The following is a 16,297-nucleotide window of genomic DNA, read 5'->3' as shown; positions in this document are numbered from 1 at the left end:
GGACGGGCGTCAGCTCGCCGGGCGCGGGTCGTCCTCGACGATGTTGAGCAGCGCGAACTGGTCGCTGAAGACGACGCCCTTGCCGTTGGCCAGAATGACCTTCAGCGCAGTCGTCGGCAGCGGGTTCGTCGCCGTGCCGCTCGCCACCGTGTTGCCGCGGAGCGGGATCTGCACGGTCGTGCCGCGCGAGCCCTCGGGCAGGAGGACCGGGATGGCGATCGGGTCCACCTGGGCGGTGGAGGCCGTGCTGTTCGAGGTCACCCAGAGGCTCGCCGGAGCCTCGAGCTTGTCGTCCAGCGTGATCCTCATGGTGGCGTAGCCGGGGGCGTTGCCCTCGGGGACCGTCACGTCGGCGAGGCTGGCGTGGGGCAGCTCGGTCGGGCCACCGGCGCCGACACCGGGGGTGTCGAAGGCGATGTCCGAGAGGTACACGCCACCGGTCAGCGTCGCCGGGGTGATGCGGACCTGCCGGATGTCCTTCAGGTCCAGCGAGTTGAACAACGACAGCGGGAGCCGGGCCGTCTGCATCCACGTCTTCGGCGTCAGGCTCACGCCGTTGGTGGTGTTGGTCGAGGCGGGGAAGGAGATCAGCGCGCTGCTGTTGGACGCGACCGTCGTCGACTGCGTCTTGCCGGAGCCGTCGATCAGCGTGACGTTGAGGTCGACGTCACCGGTCTGCGTCTCCTCCTTGGCCGCGCGGAACGACAGCGCGGCGTACCCGCTGACGTCGAACGAGCCAGCCGGCAGCGACGCGAAGAGCGAGGCGTTCGGCGGCGTCGTGCCGGTCGTCGTCCACGTGGCCTTGAACACCGGGGAGATCGGCACGAACGGCGCGTAGGACGCCGAGGTCCAGTGGGGGGCGCGCGAGGTCTGCGTCGGGGTGAAGCACGGGACGCCGTTGGTGCCCTGCAGGATCCGGTTGCTCGTGTTGTAGCAGTAGGCCTGCGTCGTGAAGCCGCTCACGATGACGTTCGAGGACGGGGCCTCGAGCGGCGCGACGTCCAGGCGCTGCGACCCGGGGGCCTGGGCCTGCGTGTAGACGGTGGCGCCGGCGGTGGAGGGCACCGTGCCGTTCGTGCCGTCGAAGAGCGGGAGGAACTGGTTCTCCCCACCCTGGACCAAGCGGAAGAAGCCGGCCATGTACGCGGTGCCGACCGCGCGCTGCAGCGCGGGCGAGAGGCGGGTGGTGTTCGGCGCGGCCGAGCCGCAGACCGAGTCGGTGGAGGCGCCCCAGTCGTCGGAGGACGGTGCGACCGAGGTCGCGGGGGTCCACTCGGTGTTGAAGAAGTTGTGGTCGGTGCCGAGGACCATCAGCGACGTGCGCAGCACGTCGTCCTTGTTCGCGTAGCGCGAGTCGTCGTAGTAGTGCTGGCCCTGCTGGTTGGAGACGTCGCCGTCGCAGTAGGGGAGGATGATCGCCATCGGCACGTCCGGCAGCGTCTCGCGGGCGAAGTCGATCGGCGCGAGCGGCAGCACGGCGCGGATGTTGTAGGGCTTGTGCAGCTCGGCGTTCTGCAGCGCCGCCTCGACGACCCCCTCACCGCCGCGCGAGTGGCCCATGAGGCCGACGTTGTCGAAGTCGATCCGGCCGGCGAAGACCGCGCGCTGGGCCTTGTCGCCCTTGTTGTCGTTCCAGCGGGCCAGCTGGTCCAGGTGCTTCATCACGAGCTGGCCGCGCGCTGCGGTGCCGGCGTCGTCGCTGAAGTTCGCGTCCTGGGAGTTGATCCCGTTCGCGCTGATGGAGACCACGACGTAGCCGTGGCTGGCGAGCGCCTCAGCGGTCTCGTCGTAGCCCTTGTAGCTGTCGATCGGCAGCGGGTGCGTGGCGGGGCAGGGCCACACGGCGTTGTTGGTGCCGCGCGTCGTGGCGTTGTAGCAGGCCGAGTGCCGCCCGTGGAGGAAGACCACGAGGGGACGGGCGCCGGGAGCGCCGTCGGGCAGGTAGACCGCGGCCTTGTCCTCGACGGGCTTGGCGGCCGGGAAGAGGCCGGGAAGCGCCCAGACGCTCTCGCCGAGGCTGTAGTCGGCGCGCTTGACGGTGTAGGCACCGGGCGTCGCCGGGTCGTCGGCGATCGTCGCGGCGGCGGCGACGGCGCTCGACTGCGACTCGGGGGCCACCCGCAGGCTCCGCAGCTTGGCGGTGGAGGCCGCGGACTCGACCGAGGGGATGGAGCCGCTGAAGGCGAGCTGCACCGACGTGGCGTCGGCGACGCTCTTGTCGGTCGTCTCGACGGTGAGGGTCTTGCCGTCGAGGGACTGCTTCGCCTCGCCGATCACGCGGCCGTCGACGGCGAGCTCGGTCAGTGCGTCACGGACCGGGACCTCGGAGTCGAGGGTCAGCGTGACCTTGTAGCCGGTGGGCGTCGCGGTGACGTCCCACGTGCCGTCGCTGGGCAGCGTCGGCGCGGCGTTGACGGAGGTGGCGAACGTCGTCGGCAACGCGACGACCCCGGCGATCCCCAGCCCGACGGCCAGGGCACCGGATGCGGCCCGCTTGCGGGCGCGCGAAGTCCACTGCATGTCTGAGTCCTCTCATGTGCCCACCGTCGAAACCGGCCTACGCCGGATGGGCCGTCGGCACAGTAGTTCGCCCGAATGGCCGAACAGAGGCCGAGAACATCAGCCTTAACAGGGCCAACGAAGAAGTCACGTTCAGGCAATACGACGGAAACACCGGCGGGTGGGCAGACTCACACCAGCCGGGTGGAACCCGGTCCTAGACCCGCGAGCCGGGCGTCAGCCGACGATCGCGGAGCACCGGGAACTCGGCCCGTACGCGGGCGACGTCCCCGAGGTCCACGTCGACCGTGAGCACCTGCTCGTCGGGGCCGGCCTCGGCCACGACCCGCCCCCACGGGTCGATCACCGCGCTGTGCCCGGCGAGCTCGACCCCGTCCTGCACGCCGGACTGCCCGCACGCGAGGACGTACGCCTGGTCCTCCACCGCCCGCGCCCGGGCCAGCAGCTGCCAGTGCTCGCGCCGCCGGGCCGGCCAGGACGCCGCCACGACGAACGCCTGCGCCCCGTCGTCGACGAGCAGCCGGAACAGCTCCGGGAAGCGCAGGTCGTAGCAGGTGGCGAGCCCGAGGCGGCAGCCCAGCGCGTCCACGCCGACCACCTGGTCCCCGGCCGCCAGCACCGCGGCCTCCCCGCCGTCGAAGCCGAAGCGGTGGATCTTGCGGTACGCCGCGAGCAGCGCGCCGTCCGGCCCGAGCACGACCGAGGTGTTGTAGACGCTGCCGTCGGGGGCGCGCTCGAGCATCGAGCCGCCGTGCAGCACGCAGCCGGTGTCGGCCGCCGCCTGCCGCAGCGCCGCGAGGACGGCCCCCTCCAGCGGCTCGGCCGCTCCTGCCCAGGAGCCCGTGGCCCACGCTCCGTGCGCCCACAGCTCCGGCAGGACGACGAGGTCGGCGCCGCGCTGGGCGCGGACGAGGCCGGCCACGCGCTCGACCCGCTCCGCGAGCGGGGCGTCGAGTGAGCCGTCGAGCTGGATCAGAGCTGCACGCACGCGCTCAGCCTGCCGCACCCGGGCCCGGCACGGCGGACGCCGCGCGGGAGCGCGGCGCAGGCGGCGCGGACGGGACGTGGGCGGCGCGGGCGGTGGGCGAGGCGTCAGGCGGGCACGGAGAGCCGGCGGCGCGCCCGGACGAGCACGAGGACGCCGGCCAGCAGCGCGTACGCGATGCCGGTGCAGCGGGGGCACGGCTTGCCCTCACAGCTCTCGAACCACGCCATCTGGTCGTCGAGGTCGAGGTCGAGCGCCGGGACCTCGAACCCGCAGAGCCGGCAGCGGGTGCCGTGCACCTGGGGGAGGTGGTTGCGCACCGCCGTGGCGGCCCGGCTCAGCCCGGCCCGGCCGGTCGGTGTGGTGGACGGCGACGTTGCTCGCACCAGGACCCCTTCCGAGAGCGCTCCCCCGACAACGTCCAGAGTGCATCATCGCGGCGTCGCGCGCGCCCCATAGCCCCGAACCGGCCCCGAACCGGCCCCGAACCGGCCCCGAACGGGTCGGTCGGCTCAGGACCGCTGACGACGTCCCACGACGTCTCACGACCAGACCAGCGCCACGTCCGGGTCGGCCAGCACCGCCGCCACGTCGGCGAGGAACCGCGCGCCCAGCTCGCCGTCGACCATGCGGTGGTCGAAGGAGACGGCCAGCTCCACGACGCGGCGCGGCTCGATGCGCCGGTCCTCCCCGGACCCGACGACCCACGGCCGCCAGCGGATCGCCCCGAGGGCCAGGATCGCCGCCTCACCGGGGTTGAGGATGGGCGTCCCCGTGTCGATGCCGAAGACCCCCACGTTGGTGATCGTGATCGTGCCGCCCTGCATGTCCGCAGGCTGCATCCGGCCGTCCCGGGCCTTCACCGTCAGGTCCTGCAGCGCGCGGGCGAGCTCGGGCAGGCCCATCGCGTCGGCGTCCTTGACGTTCGGGACCAGCAGGCCGCGCGGCGTGGCCGCCGCGATCCCGAGGTTGACCCGCCGCTTGACGACGATCTCCTGCGCGGGGTCGTCCCACGTGGCGTTGATGGCCGGGTTGCGGCGGATCGCCAGCAGCAGCGCCCGCGCGACGAGCACCAGCGGCGTGACGCGCACGTCCGACAGCTCGGGACGGGCCTTCAGCCGGTCCAGCAGCTCCATGGTCAGCGTGACGTCGACGGTCTGGAAGACCGTCACGTGCGGCGCGGTGAACGCGCTGCGGACCATCGCCTCCGCCGTGGACCGCCGCACCCCGCGGACCGGGATGCGCTGCTCGTCGGCGTCCGCGGCCGCGTTGGCGTTGAGCGGAGCCGCTGAGGCGGCGCCGAGCGGGGGCGCGAGCGAGGCCGCCGACGCGTGCTCGACGTCCTCCCGGGTCACGGTGCCGCCGGGGCCGGTGGGGGTGACGGCGCGCAGGTCCACGCCGAGGTCCCGGGCCAGCCGGCGCACGGGCGGCTTCGCGAGCGGCGCCGCAGCGGCAGGAGCCGGCGGAGGCACGGGCGCGGTCGGCGCGGGGACGGGCGCCGCCGGCCGCCGACGGCGGCGGGTCGCGGTGGCCGAGGAGGTGCCGTAGCCGACGAGAACGGGCTCCGCGGCAAGCGCATCCGCCGTCCCCGCGAGCTCCGTCGCCCCCGGTGCCGGCACCCCCGCCGGGCCCTCGGAGGGCTCGGCCACCTCGGTGGTGACGACGAGGAGCGGCGTCCCCACCGGCACCGTGGCGCCCTCCTCCACCAGCAGGCCGGTGACGCGGCCGGCGTACGGGGAGGGCAGCTCCACCAGCGACTTGGCCGTCTCGATCTCCACGACCACGTCGTTGACCGCGACCGTGTCGCCGGCCTTGACCCGCCACGAGACGATCTCCGCCTCGGTCAGGCCCTCCCCGACGTCGGGCAGCGCGAAGTGGCGCTCCATCCGCAACAACTGCGCCTCCTAGTACGCGAGCGCCCGGTCGACCGCGTGCAGCAGGCGGTCGACGTCGGGCAGGTAATGCTCCTCCACGCGGGCGGGAGGGTACGGGACCGCCGCCCCGCCGACCCGCAGCACGGGCGCCTCCAGGGAGTGGAAGCAGCGTTCGGTGATCTGCGCGGCCAGCTCGGCGCCCACCCCGTGGGCGACGACCGCCTCGTGCACGACGACGAGACGGCCGGTCCGCCGCACGGAGGCCTCCACCGCGTCGACGTCGAGCGGCGACAGCGAGCGCAGGTCGATCACCTCGAGGCTGAGCCCCTCCTCGCGGGCGGTCGCGGCGGCGTCCAGCGCGGTCCGCACGGTCGGGCCGTAGGCGGCGATCGTCACCTGCGAACCCGGAAGCACCAATCGCGCTGCACCCATGGGTAGCGGCTCGGACTCGATGTCCAGCTCGGACTTCTCCCAGTAGCGGCGCTTGGGCTCGAGGAAGACGACCGGGTCGGCGCAGGAGATCGCCTGCTGGATCATCCAGTACGCGTCGTTCGGGGTCGCCGGGGAGACGACCCGCAGGCCCGGTGTATGGGTGAAGTAGGCCTCGGGCGACTCGCTGTGGTGCTCGACCGCGCCGATGCCGCCGCCGAACGGGATGCGGATGACGACCGGGACGGTGAGGGACCCGCGCGAGCGGGCGTGCAGCTTGGCCAGCGAGCTGACGATCTGGTCGAACGCCGGGTAGACGAAGCCGTCGAACTGGATCTCGCACACGGGCCGGTAGCCCCGAAGCGCGAGGCCCACCGCGGTGCCGATGATGCCGGCCTCGCCGAGGGGCGTGTCGATCACGCGCGCCTCGCCGAAGTCCTTGAGCAGCCCGTCTGTGACGCGGAAGACGCCCCCGAGCTGGCCCACGTCCTCACCCATGACGAGCGTCTTCGGGTCGTCCTCGAGCGCGCGGCGCAGGCCCATGCCGATGGCCCGCGCCATGGTGACCGGGGCGCTCGCCCCCTCGGAGGGCGCCCGTCGCGCGACCGTCACGACACCTCCTCGAAGGACGCGAGGTACGCCGCGTGCTCGTCGCGCTCGCGGGCGAGCGCCACGTTGGGCTCGGCGTAGACCGAGTCGTACATGTCCAGCGGGCCGGGGTCGGGCATCGCGCGGACGCCGTGGCGTACCCGCTCGGCGAGCTCGCCCGCCTCCCGCTCCACCTCGGCCACGACCTCCGCGAGCCCGGGGTCCTCCCGGCCGAGGAGCGCGGCCACGCGGGCGATGGGGTCACGCGCCTTCCACGCGGCCACCTCGTCCGGGTCCCGGTAGCGCGTCGGGTCGTCGGAGGTGGTGTGCGCCCCCATCCGGTACGTCACGGCCTCGACGAGCACCGGCCCGCCGCCCTCACGGGCGCGGGCGAGGGCCGCCCTGGTGACCGCGAGCACGGCGAGGACGTCGTTGCCGTCGACCCGGATGCCAGGGAAGCCGAAGCCGCGGGCGCGCTGGTAGAGCGGGATGCGCGTCTGCTTCGCGGTCGGCTCCGAGATCGCCCAGCCGTTGTTCTGGCAGAAGAAGACGACCGGGGCGTTCATGGCCGCCGCCCACACGAACGCCTCGCTGACGGCGCCCTCGCTGGTCGCCCCGTCGCCGAGGTAGGCCAGGACCGCGCTGCCGTCGTCGCCGACCCGGCCGTCGCGCTGCAGCCCCATGGCGTAGCCCGTCGCGTGCAGGGTCTGCGCCCCGATGACGATCGTGTAGAGGTGGAAGCCGGTCGCGACCGGGTCCCACCCGCCGTGGTCCACCCCGCGGAACATCCGCAGCAGCTCGAGCGGGCCGACCCCGCGGACCAGCGCCACGCCGTGCTCGCGGTAGGTGGGGAAGGCGTGGTCCGCGGCGGTCAGGGCCCGGCCGGAGCCGATCTGCGCGGCCTCCTGGCCCAGTGCCGGGGGCCAGAGCCCCAGCTCGCCCTGGCGCTGCAGCGCGGTCGCCTCGGTGTCGAGGCGGCGGGCGAGGACGAGGTCGCGGTAGAGCCCGCGCAGGTCCTGCACGGAGACGTCGACGGCGAAGGAGGGGTGCTCGACGCGCCGCCCCTGCGGGGTCAGCAGCTGGACCGCCTCCGGGCCGACCTCGGCCCCGTCCCACACGCTGGCGACCTGTTCCAACGAAGCTCCCCTGCGCCCTCGACCCCGCCCCGCGTCGCGGCGGTGCGCCCTCGGAGCAAGGAGCGGTCGAGGCGAAGTCCGGCGCCGGCCGCCCGTTCTCCTGCCGTCTCTCGGCTCGGGCGCGCCCGCCAGGCTACCGGCCTGGGCGAGCCGTACCCGCACGACGCGGCCGTCCGGCCGCCCGGGAAGGTGAGAAGCGGGCAGGGCTGGGCATCTGCTCCCCCATGCGTACCGACAACGGGTCCCCCGACGCCAACGAGGTGGTCTTCGCCCCCGCGGGCTCGAGGGGCAGGTCCGGCGTCGGTCTCCCGGTGGCCCTCGGCGGCGGCGGCCTCGGCATCGTCGGGGTCGTCATCGCGCTGATCTTCGCCTTCACCGGCGGCGGGGGCGGGTTCGGCAACCTCGGCAACGGGCTCGACCCCATGGGGCAGAACGCGCGCGTCGCGGGCGTGGACCGGGGCGTCGCGCCCTCCAACGACGAGGACCTCGTCGACTTCCTGCGCTTCGTCGTCGACGACGTGCAGGACTACTGGGAGCGGTCGTTCGCGGCGGCGGGCCAGAGCTACGACCGGACGCGGCTGGTGATCTTCCAGGAGGTCGTGACGACGGGCTGCGGCCGGGCCAGCGCCGCGACCGGGCCGTTCTACTGCCCGGCGGACCGGCAGGTCTACCTGGACCTGTCCTTCTTCCGGGAGCTGCAGACACGCTTCGGGGCCCCCGGCGACTTCGCCCAGGCGTACGTCATCGCCCACGAGTTCGGCCACCACGTGCAGAACCTTCGCGGTGTCTCCGACGCCGTCGCGCAGCTGTCCGCGCGCAACCCCGACGACAGCAACGAGCTGTCGGTGCGGACCGAGCTGCAGGCCGACTGCCTGGCCGGGGTGTGGGGCGCCTCGACGGCCGAGCGCCAGCTGCTCGAGCCCGGCGACCTCGAGGAGGGACTGCGGGCCGCGCAGTCGGTGGGCGACGACGTGCTGCAGGAGCAGGCGCAGGGCTACGTGCAGCCGGACACCTTCACGCACGGGTCCGCGCAGCAGCGGCAGACGTGGTTCCTGCGCGGGTTCGAGTCCGCCACGGTCGGGCAGTGCGACACGTTCGGGGAGTCGTCGGTCTGACCCGGGCGCCCGCGGGTTCGGTCGGCGTCGGTCGGCGTCAGTTCGCGTCGGTCGCGTCGCCTCGGGGTGCGTCGGTCGCGTCGCCTCGGGGCGCGTCGGCGGCCGGCTGCGGCCCGAGCTCCCTGAAGGGCCCGTCGCCCGGCACCTCGACGGGCTGCGTCGCGCCGGGCTGCGTCGCGTCGTGCTCGTCCGTGCCGGGGTCCGTCGTGCCGGGCTCGTCCGCGCCGGGCTCCGTCACGCCGGACGACGTGGTGGGGGTCGGCGCCGGGCTCGCGGTGCCGCCGGAAGTGGGGGAGGGCGACGGCGACGGGGTCGGCGAGGAGGGCGTGCCCCGGGGAGCCGGCGTGGCCGTCGGGGCCGGGGTGCCGCTGCCGGATGTGGGAGTCCCGCTGGGAGCGGGGGCAGGCGACGTGCCGGGCGTGGGCGCGGCGGGGGCCGGTGACGGGGACGGCTTCGGGGGACGCGGGCCGTAGGCCGGGGTCGCCCGCGGGCTCGGCGCGCCGGACCCGGCCGGCACGAGCGGCGAGGGCGAGACGTCGGCCGGAGTGCTCTCGGGCGGCACGGCACCGGCGTCGGGCAGCGCGACCGGCAGGTCACCGGTGGTCGGGGGAGCCACGGGACCGGTTCCTGCGGGCCTCTCGGCTGCGGGCAGGCCGCCGGGCAGGGTGGGGGTCGAGCCGGGCACCAGGCCCTCGGCGACCTCGCCGCCGCGCTCCGTGGCTCCGGGCTGGGCGCGCCGCGGGCCGGCGGGTGCGGCACCGGAGACGACGACCGGAGGAGCGGGCGCGGCCGCCACGGCCACGACCGCGTCATCGGTGGACAGCTCGAGCCGGGCCGAGCCGAGAAGGGCGAGGACGGCCAGGGCGCCGGCGCTGACCCCGGCGAGGGCCGCGGTCGTACCCGCGATCCGGCTCGACTCCCGACGTCGTGCATGGACCACTGGTAACCCCCTTCCCGCGGTCGAGCGGCCGGCCGTGGGCGGGCCACCGTTCCCCGACATCCTCGGCGCTGATCCGGTCGGCTTGAGCCTTTGGGCCCAGTTGTTTCATCCGGTCGGCCCAGACCGGCCAGCCGTTCGGGCTAGCCCGTCGGGAGACGGCCGTTCGAGTCACGCAGCGTAGGATGACGGTCACGCAAGATCAAATGGACACGCCGCCCCGCGCCACGTCGCCCGCGACCGCCAGGAACAGGTCGTTCGCCTCCGGCTCGCCGACCGTCACCCGGGCCCCGTCGCCGCGGAACGGACGGACCACCACGCCGGCGGCCTCGCACCGCTCCGCGAACTCGGTCGTCGCCTCGCCCAGCCGCAGCCAGACGAAGTTCGCCTGCGTCTGCGGGACGTCCCACCCCTGCGCGCGCAGCGCGGCCACCACCCGCTCGCGCTCGGCGACCAGCGCGTCGACGCGTACGCGCAGCTCGTCCTCGGCGGCCAGGCTCGCCACCGCCGCGACCTGGGCCGGCCCGCTCACCCCGAACGGGACGGCCGTCGCCCGCAGCGCAGCGGCGACCGGCGGGTGCGCCACGGCGTACCCCACCCGCAGGCCGGCCAGGCCGTAGGCCTTGGAGAACGTGCGCAGCAGCGCGACGTTCGGCCGCGCCCGCCACGTCGCCAGCCCGTCGACGGCCTCCGGGTCGCGGTTGAACTCGAGGTACGCCTCGTCGATCACCACCAGCACGTCGGCCGGGACGCGGTCGAGGAAGGCGTCGACGTCGGCCTGGCGCAGCGCCGTCCCGGTCGGGTTGTTGGGGGTGCAGAGCAGGACCAGCCGGGTCCGCTCGGTCAGCGCGGCCGCCATCGCGTCCAGGTCGTGCCGCTCGTCACGGGTCAGCGGGACCGGCACACCCGTCGCGCCGCCGATCTGGACGATGATCGGGTACGCCTCGAACGAGCGCCACGCGTGGACGACCTCGTCCCCCGGCCCGGCCGCGATCTGCACGAACTGCTGCAGCACGCCGACGCTCCCCGTCCCGGTCGCGACGCACTCGGCGGGCACGTCGAGCCGGGCCGCGAGCGCGGCGGTCAGCCCACTGGCCCCCATGTCCGGATATCTGTTGATCCCGGAGAGTGCGTCGGCGAGCACCGCCTGCACCGAGGGCAGCGGGGGGTAGGGGTTCTCGTTGCTCGACAGCTTGTAGGCCGGGCGGCCGTCCGGTGTCGACGCGGGGCGCCCCGGGACGTACGCCGGGAGGCTGCTCACCGACGGCCGCAGGCGGGGGCCGTGACCAGAACGGGGTGCTCCTGCGTTGCTCACCCCGAGAGCCTAGAGATCGCGCGGCCGGGCCGGGGCGGCTGTCCCGGAAGGCCGCAGGGGAGGATGCCGAGATGTACGCCGCGACCGTGACCGTTCCGGCCCACCGGGCCAGCTTCGATCCCCTCGCGTCCCCCGCGTCCGGGAACGCGGCCGCCGAGCTCGGCGGCCTCACCGGCTGGGCCAGCGACGTCATCTCCGCCGCCGGGCCCGTCGGCATCGCCCTGCTGACCGCGCTCGAGACGGTCGTGCCCCCCATCCCCAGCGAGGTCGTCCTCCCGCTGGCCGGCTTCCTCGCCTCGCGCGGCGAGTTCGGCCTGGTCGCCGTGGTCGTCGCCGCGTCCATCGGCTCGCTCGTCGGCTCGCTCGTCCTGTACGCCCTGGCCCGCGGCCTCGGCCCCGCCCGCGCGCGCCGCGTGCTCGCGCTCGTGCCGCTCACCGAGCCCGAGGACGTCGACCGCTCGGTCCTGTGGTTCCAGAAGCACGGCGACTCCAGCGTGCTGCTCGGGCGGCTGGTGCCCGGGGTGCGCAGCCTGGTGTCGGTGCCCGCCGGGACCGCGCGCATGGGGGTCGTCCGGTTCAGCGTGCTGACCTTCGTCGGCAGCGCCGTGTGGAACTCGCTCCTCGTCGGGGTGGGCTACGCCCTCGGCCAGCGCTGGCACGAGGTGTCCAAGTACGCCGACCTCATCGACTACGTGGTCATCGCGGCCGTCGTGCTGCTCGTCGGGGCCGGCGTCGTGCGGAAGGTGCGCAAGGTGCGGGCGTCACGGTAGGGGCTGCTGCCGGAGTCACTTCTTCATCGGCAGCCCTACCTCGGACCTCCTCCGAGGGGTCCCAGGTGGCTCCCAGGGGCCCGAGGTCGTGCACAGGCGCCGATCAGCGCACCGCCGTCGTCCACAGCTCACGCGTGCAGGCCCCGACGGCACGCCCACCGCCGCACACTCCGGCCATGACCCCTCGACTGCGTGCGCTCGCTGCGGCACAGGGCGACGTCTTCTCGACCGAGGACGCCTAGTCGGCCGGCTACACGAGGGCAGAGGCCCAGCACGCTCGCCGGTGCGGAGCCTGGCGCTCGTACGCACGCGGCGTCTACGCCGAGCGTGCCGTCGCGGAGGCGGTCGACGCCGACGGCGAGTACGGGCTGCTGCGCATCGCCGCCGCGCTGCTGTCGAAGCGCGGCGCCGCGTGTGCGAGTCACACGTCGGCCGCCGTGCTGCTCGGCCTGCCGCTGCTGCGCCCTCCGGAGCGGGTGGAGATCAGCGCGCCGACAGGCGCGCACCGCGACCGCCCCGGACTGGGACTGGTGCGGTCACCGCTGCCGGGCCATCACGTCGAGGTGGGCCGTGACGGCCTGCGACGCACGACGGCCGCACGCACGGTCCTCGACCTGGCCCGGTCCGGCGCGTTCGACGACGCGGTGGCGGCAGCGGACGTCGCACTCCGGCACGGCCTGGTCACCCGGGACGTGCTGCAGTCCGAGCTCGTGGCGATGGCGCGCTGGCCCGGTGTTCGTGCCGCTCGGCACGTGGTCGAGTTCGCCGACGGGCGTGCCGAGTCGCCCGGGGAGTCGCTCGCCCGCGTACGCCTCGTCTCCCTCGGCTACGAGGTGGACCTCCAGGTGCAGATCGCCGGGCTGAGCGGCACGGTCCACCGCGTCGACTTCCTCATCGACGGGCTCGTCGTCGGCGAGTTCGACGGGCAGGTCAAGTACGCCGACCCCGCCTTTCTGCGCGGCCGCGCACCGGCGGACGTCCTGATGGCCGAGCGACGACGACAGCAGGACCTCGAGGACGCCGGCCGGGTGGTGGTGCGCTTCGACTGGGCCACCCTGCACGACGACGCCAGGCTCCGACGGAAGGTCGACGCGGCCGTCACGCGCGCCCGGAGAATGCCGCCCCCCTCCACGGACCCCGTAGCTCCACTTCTTGGCCCCTGAAGCCGTTCCGAGGTGGAGCTCAGGGGCCGAGGTGGCCGGATGAGGAGTGTCAGCAGGGCCCCCTACGCCGCCTCCGCGCGGATCACGTGCATCACCGCGTTGATCAGCGCCAGGTGCGTGAACGCCTGCGGGAAGTTGCCCAGGTGCTTGCCGGTGTGCGGGTCGATCTCCTCGGCGTAGAGCTGGAGCGGCCCGGCCAGCGAGAGCAGCTTCTCGCAGAGCTGCCGGCCCCGGGCGACCTCGCCGATCTCGACCAGCGCCGACACCAGCCAGAACGAGCAGATCGTGAAGGTGCCCTCCTCACCGGTGAACCCGTCGTCGGTCTCCTCGACCCGATAGCGCAGCACGAGGTCGTCGACCGTCAGCTCGTCGGCGATCGCGAGCACGGTCGCCTTGATGCGCGGGTCGTCCGGCGGCAGGAAGCGCACCAGCGGCGCGAGCAGCACGGAGGCGTCGAGGGCGTCCGTGCCGTACGCCTGGGTGAGGACGCCGCGCTCGTCGACGCCGTGCTCGAGCACGTCCTGCCGGATCTGCTCGGCCTCCCGCTCCCACTCGACCGCCTTGGCCGTCTCCCCGAGCATCCGGGCCAGCCGGGCGCCGCGGTCGAGCGCGACCCAGCACATGATCTTCGAGGACGTGAAGTGCTGCAGCTGGCCGCGTACCTCCCAGATGCCGGCGTCCGGCTCGCGCCAGTGCGCGAGGGCAGCGGCGGTGAGGTTCTGCAGCAGGGGCCAGACCCGCTCGTCGAGGTGCTGGTGGACCTTGTTGTGCAGGTAGACCGAGTCGAGCACGGCGCCCCAGACGTCGTGCTGGCGCTGGTCGTGCGCCGCGTTGCCGACGCGTACGGGGCGGGCGCCGTCGTACCCCGGCAGGTGGTCGAGGACGCGCTCCTCGAGCTCGTTCTCGCCGCCGATGCCGTACATGATCTGCAGCCCGCCGTAGCGCTCCGACACGTCCATGACGAACGCGAAGAAGTCGATGGCCTCCCAGTCGAAGCCGAGGGTGTAGAGCCCCCAGAGCGCGAAGGTCGAGTCGCGGACCCAGGTGTAGCGGTAGTCGTAGTTCCGGGTGCCCTGCGGCGTCTCCGGCAGCGACGTCGTGGAGGCGGCGATGATCGCGCCGGTCGGGGCGTACGTCAGCCCCTTGAGGGTCAGCGCGCTGCGCTGGAGGAAGCTGCGCCAGGGGTGGTCGGGGAACGTCCCGCGGGCCAGCCAGTGCTGCCAGTGGTGAGCGGTCCACGTCAGCCGCCGGTACGCGTCGTCGAAGGTCCGCGGCGGGTCCGCGTCGCCCCACGACAGCGCCACGAAGCGCTGCTCGCCCTCCTTGAGCAGCGTGCGCGCGGTGGCCCGGCCGCCCTCGAACCCGAGGTTCATGTCGGAGGTCAGGGTCAGCTCGACGTCGCTGCCCGGCGACCGCGCGACTCCCTGCGTGTAGCCCTCGCCGGCGTACTCCCAGCGCACGTGGGCCAGGCCGTACTCCGGGATCGGCTCGCAGTCCATCACCACCTGCACCTCCCCGGAGGCGCAGCGGATGGTGCGGAGCAGGATGTTCTCGGCGTCGTAGTCGGTCGGCGGCCGCTGGTGCGTGTCGGACCGGTGGTCCCGGTGGCGCCAGGGCCCCATGAGGAGGACGTCGCGGACGATGAGCCAGCCGGTGGCCGTTCCCCAGCTCGTCTCCAGGATCATCGTCCCGGGCAGATAGCGCCGGGAGTCGGGCACGCGGCGCTCGGCGGGCGCGACGCGGAACTCCCCCGCGTGCCGGCCCAGGATCGCCCCGAAGACGCTGGGCGAGTCCATCCGCGGCACGCCCATCCACTCGACGCTCCCGCCGGGGGCGACGAGGGCCGTCACCTCCCCGTCGGACAGGAATCCGTAGTCCGCGATGGGCGGGAACGGGGAGGACGTGGACTTTGCGCCGGTCGGAGGCCCGCTGGTCATGGAACGTCCATCCCCCGCGAAAGCCCTTCGCTACACCCGTTTAGCGATCTCGCACCCCGGCCGCGGTCACCGGTCGTGCCCGTTCCGCGTTCACCCGCACGAGTTACTTCGGTGACAAATCAGTCGCGGTGCGTAAGCATTTCCTGCCTGGGTAGCAGGTCCCGGGACAGCGGCTCCCGCCGCTCGCCACAACCGCCCGCAAGGGCACGAGAAGGGCACGGGAGGTGAGGGCAGTGGCAGCGAGCGCGATCCTCGCAGCACACGGCGGTACGGCCCGGTTGAGCGTGGTGGGTGAGCTCGACGGCACTGCCCGCGACCGGCTGACCGAGGTGGCCGAGGCGCTGGCCTCGGAGACGGTCCTCGGGGTGGAGCTCGACCTGCGCGGGGTCACCGCCATCGACGCGGCGGGCGTCGCCTGGCTGATGCGGCTGCAGCGTGCGGCGTGGGGCCGCTGCCGGCGGCCGCGCCTGGTCGACCCCTCCCCGCAGGTCAAGTGCGCGCTGGCCGGGCTGGGCATGCGCGGCCTCGTCGACCGCCCACCGCGCGCCGCGGGCTGCCCGCCGGTCTGAGGGCGACGCCCTGTCCTGTCCTCGGGTCTGGTAGCAACGGCACATGCGCGTCGGAGTCGTCCTGCTGCCGGAGTTCCGCTGGCCCGTCGCGGAGCCGCTCTGGCGCCGCGCCGAGGAGCTCGGCTTCGCCTCGGCCTGGACGTACGACCACATGTCGTGGCGCTCCTTCCGCGACTCGACGTGGATGGCCGCCGTGCCGACGCTCACCGCGGCCGCCTGCGTCACGGACCGGATCCGGTTGGGCACCCTCGTCGCGTCGCCCAACTTCCGCCATCCGGCGACGTTCGCCAAGGACCTGGTCGCGCTCGACGACGTCTCCGGCGGCCGGGTGACGGTCGGGCTCGGGGCGGGGGCGACCAGCTTCGACGCGACCGTGCTGGGCACGCCGCCGTTGCCCCCGCGCGAGCGCGCGGACCGTTTCGCCGAGTTCGTGGAGGCGCTCGACCGCTTCCTCACCGAGCCCGCGTCCTCCTACCGCGGCAAGCACTTCGCCGGCGAGGAGGTGCGCACCTACCCCGGCTGCGTCCAGCAGCCGCGGCTGCCGTTCGCGGTGGCCGCGACCGGCCCGCGCGGCATGCAGCTGGCCGCCCGCCACGGGCAGGCCTGGGTGACGTACGGCGACCCCAAGCGGGCCGCCGAGATGACGCCGGCCGAGTGCGAGGCCACCGTCCGCGAGCAGGGGCGGCGGCTCGACGAGGCGATGCAGGCGCAGGGGCGCGACCCGGCCTCGATCGACCGCATCCTGCTGACGGGCTCCACGCCCGAGCGCCCGCTCGCCTCGCTGGAGGCGTTCCGCGACCTGGCCGGCCGCTACGCCGCGCTGGGGATGACCGACCTGGCCCTGCACTGGCCGCGCCCGGACGAGCCGTACGCCGGCGACCTGCGCGTCCTCGAGCAGGTGGCCGGCGCGCTGCCGGATCTGGCGGCCGGCCGCTTCTGAGCGGCGCGCGCGGCCGTCC

At 74.2% G+C, this 16,297-nt stretch carries 14 protein-coding genes; 5 read left to right on the top strand and 9 right to left on the bottom strand.

All coding sequences use genetic code 11. The features are described from left to right. Nucleotides 1-9 precede the first annotated feature (9 nt). The 6 genes from G9H72_RS14925 to pdhA form a co-directional block, all read right to left on the bottom strand. Nucleotides 10-2,520 carry a poly(ethylene terephthalate) hydrolase family protein gene (locus G9H72_RS14925; RefSeq protein ID WP_166172447.1) on the bottom strand — a complete coding sequence of 837 codons (2,511 nt, stop codon included), beginning with the start codon at nt 2,518-2,520 and terminating at the stop codon, nt 10-12. A 196-nt stretch (nt 2,521-2,716) separates the two neighbouring features. Next, entirely contained in the window at nt 2,717-3,508 is a 792-nt protein-coding gene (locus G9H72_RS14920) for a carbon-nitrogen family hydrolase (RefSeq protein WP_166172445.1), read from the bottom strand. A 104-nt stretch (nt 3,509-3,612) separates the two neighbouring features. Next, nucleotides 3,613-3,891: a hypothetical protein gene (locus tag G9H72_RS14915; protein ID WP_166172443.1), complete on the bottom strand. Its 279-nt coding sequence runs from the start codon at nt 3,889-3,891 to the stop codon at nt 3,613-3,615. Nucleotides 3,892-4,047: 156 nt separating this feature from the next. Continuing rightward, nucleotides 4,048-5,391, bottom strand: a complete 1,344-nt coding sequence (locus G9H72_RS14910; protein WP_166172648.1) for a dihydrolipoamide acetyltransferase family protein — start codon at nt 5,389-5,391, stop codon at nt 4,048-4,050. 18 nt (nt 5,392-5,409) lie between these two features. Continuing rightward, entirely contained in the window at nt 5,410-6,369 is a 960-nt protein-coding gene (locus tag G9H72_RS14905) for an alpha-ketoacid dehydrogenase subunit beta (RefSeq protein WP_166172646.1), read from the bottom strand. Between the two features lie 47 nt (nt 6,370-6,416). After that, nucleotides 6,417-7,532 (bottom strand): pyruvate dehydrogenase (acetyl-transferring) E1 component subunit alpha, encoded by a 1,116-nt coding sequence (gene pdhA, locus G9H72_RS14900; protein WP_196791242.1) that lies wholly within the window; start codon nt 7,530-7,532, stop codon nt 6,417-6,419. A gap of 224 nt (nt 7,533-7,756) precedes the next feature. Between pdhA and ypfJ the strand changes: the two genes are divergently transcribed. Next, nucleotides 7,757-8,647: a KPN_02809 family neutral zinc metallopeptidase gene (ypfJ, locus tag G9H72_RS14895; protein WP_166172441.1), complete on the top strand. Its 891-nt coding sequence runs from the start codon at nt 7,757-7,759 to the stop codon at nt 8,645-8,647. Between the two features lie 37 nt (nt 8,648-8,684). Here ypfJ and G9H72_RS14890 read toward each other — a convergent pair whose 3' ends face one another. Continuing rightward, on the bottom strand, nt 8,685-9,587 hold the full coding sequence (locus G9H72_RS14890) for a hypothetical protein (protein WP_166172439.1): 903 nt from the start codon (nt 9,585-9,587) through the stop codon (nt 8,685-8,687). 199 nt (nt 9,588-9,786) lie between these two features. Next, a complete protein-coding gene (gene hisC, locus G9H72_RS14885; protein ID WP_166172437.1) occupies nt 9,787-10,899 on the bottom strand; it encodes a histidinol-phosphate transaminase in 1,113 nt (370 codons plus the stop codon). A gap of 71 nt (nt 10,900-10,970) precedes the next feature. Between hisC and G9H72_RS14880 the strand changes: the two genes are divergently transcribed. Next, nucleotides 10,971-11,669 (top strand): DedA family protein, encoded by a 699-nt coding sequence (locus tag G9H72_RS14880; RefSeq protein WP_166172435.1) that lies wholly within the window; start codon nt 10,971-10,973, stop codon nt 11,667-11,669. 437 nt (nt 11,670-12,106) lie between these two features. Next, nucleotides 12,107-12,832: a hypothetical protein gene (locus tag G9H72_RS14875; RefSeq protein ID WP_166172433.1), complete on the top strand. Its 726-nt coding sequence runs from the start codon at nt 12,107-12,109 to the stop codon at nt 12,830-12,832. Nucleotides 12,833-12,894: 62 nt separating this feature from the next. Here G9H72_RS14875 and G9H72_RS14870 read toward each other — a convergent pair whose 3' ends face one another. Beyond that, entirely contained in the window at nt 12,895-14,769 is a 1,875-nt protein-coding gene (locus G9H72_RS14870) for a glycoside hydrolase family 15 protein (RefSeq protein ID WP_166172431.1), read from the bottom strand. A gap of 233 nt (nt 14,770-15,002) precedes the next feature. Between G9H72_RS14870 and G9H72_RS14865 the strand changes: the two genes are divergently transcribed. Together G9H72_RS14865 and G9H72_RS14860 are read left to right on the top strand one after the other, a co-directional pair. Continuing rightward, nucleotides 15,003-15,338 (top strand): STAS domain-containing protein, encoded by a 336-nt coding sequence (locus G9H72_RS14865; protein ID WP_166172429.1) that lies wholly within the window; start codon nt 15,003-15,005, stop codon nt 15,336-15,338. 43 nt (nt 15,339-15,381) lie between these two features. Continuing rightward, a complete protein-coding gene (locus G9H72_RS14860) occupies nt 15,382-16,278 on the top strand; it encodes an LLM class flavin-dependent oxidoreductase (protein WP_166172427.1) in 897 nt (298 codons plus the stop codon). Nucleotides 16,279-16,297: the final 19 nt, after the last annotated feature.

Origin of the sequence: Motilibacter aurantiacus (assembly GCF_011250645.1) — a bacterium.
In the GTDB taxonomy this organism is placed as follows: domain Bacteria; phylum Actinomycetota; class Actinomycetes; order Motilibacterales; family Motilibacteraceae; genus Motilibacter_A; species Motilibacter_A aurantiacus.
Note: the sequence above shows the minus strand (reverse complement) of the source record. Positions and strands in the feature narration are given on the sequence as shown.

Coding starts and splice junctions, on each gene's coding strand:
- G9H72_RS14925 (WP_166172447.1), bottom strand. CDS start 2,520: ATGCAGTGGACTTCGCGCGCCCGCAAGCGGGCCGCATCCGGTGCCCTG.
- G9H72_RS14910 (WP_166172648.1), bottom strand. CDS start 5,391: ATGGAGCGCCACTTCGCGCTGCCCGACGTCGGGGAGGGCCTGACCGAG.
- G9H72_RS14905 (WP_166172646.1), bottom strand. CDS start 6,369: ATGGCGCGGGCCATCGGCATGGGCCTGCGCCGCGCGCTCGAGGACGAC.
- ypfJ (WP_166172441.1), top strand. CDS start 7,757: ATGCGTACCGACAACGGGTCCCCCGACGCCAACGAGGTGGTCTTCGCC.
- G9H72_RS14880 (WP_166172435.1), top strand. CDS start 10,971: ATGTACGCCGCGACCGTGACCGTTCCGGCCCACCGGGCCAGCTTCGAT.
- G9H72_RS14870 (WP_166172431.1), bottom strand. CDS start 14,769: ATGACCAGCGGGCCTCCGACCGGCGCAAAGTCCACGTCCTCCCCGTTC.
- G9H72_RS14860 (WP_166172427.1), top strand. CDS start 15,382: ATGCGCGTCGGAGTCGTCCTGCTGCCGGAGTTCCGCTGGCCCGTCGCG.